Genomic DNA, 616 nt, shown 5'->3' with positions numbered 1-616 from the left:
GCTCAGCTGCGTCACCGCCGAGCGCACGGCCTCGTCCGGGGTCGCGACGTCGACGTCCGCCCCGGCCGCGGCGGCCTCGGCGACGGCGGCCTCGGCGACGGCGGGGACGTCCGCCCCGTCGGCCAGGCGCAGCAGCAGGTGGGGGGTGAACCCGGCCTCCCCGTCCTGGCCCTGCACCGCGGTCAGCGCCGCGGGCGAGGCCCACACCTGCGCCTGCCCGGAGAGCATCGGGTCCGGGGAGGGCTGGGTCAGGCCCGTGACCACCGCGTCGACCGGCGTGGTGGCAGGGGCGGGGCCGGACTCGACCGTGGGGTCCACGAGCTCGCCGGCCAGGTGGCCGTCCGCGAGCAGCACGACGCGGTCGGCGGCGGAGGCGGCCACGGGGTCGTGGGTGACCATGATGACGGTCTGGCCCATCTCCCGCGCGGACCGGCGCAGCAGGCCGAGCACCTCGGCGGAGGTGGCGGTGTCCAGGTTGCCGGTGGGCTCGTCCCCGAACACGACGTCCGGTCGGGTGAGCAGGGCGCGGGCGACGGCGACACGCTGCTGCTGACCGCCCGAGAGCTCGTGCGGGCGGTGGCCCAGCCGGTCTGCGAGGCCCAGTGCCCGGGTGATC

At 77.9% G+C, this 616-nt stretch carries 1 pseudogene; it reads right to left on the bottom strand.

From position 1 onward, the window contains the following. Positions 1-300: 300 nt before the first annotated feature. Positions 301-616, bottom strand: a pseudogene (locus ACFWJO_RS39225) (ABC transporter ATP-binding protein); the annotation flags it as partial.

This window comes from Streptomyces sp. NPDC127092, from assembly GCF_042722475.1.
Lineage (GTDB): Bacteria > Actinomycetota > Actinomycetes > Streptomycetales > Streptomycetaceae > Streptomyces.
Note: the sequence above shows the minus strand (reverse complement) of the source record. Positions and strands in the feature narration are given on the sequence as shown.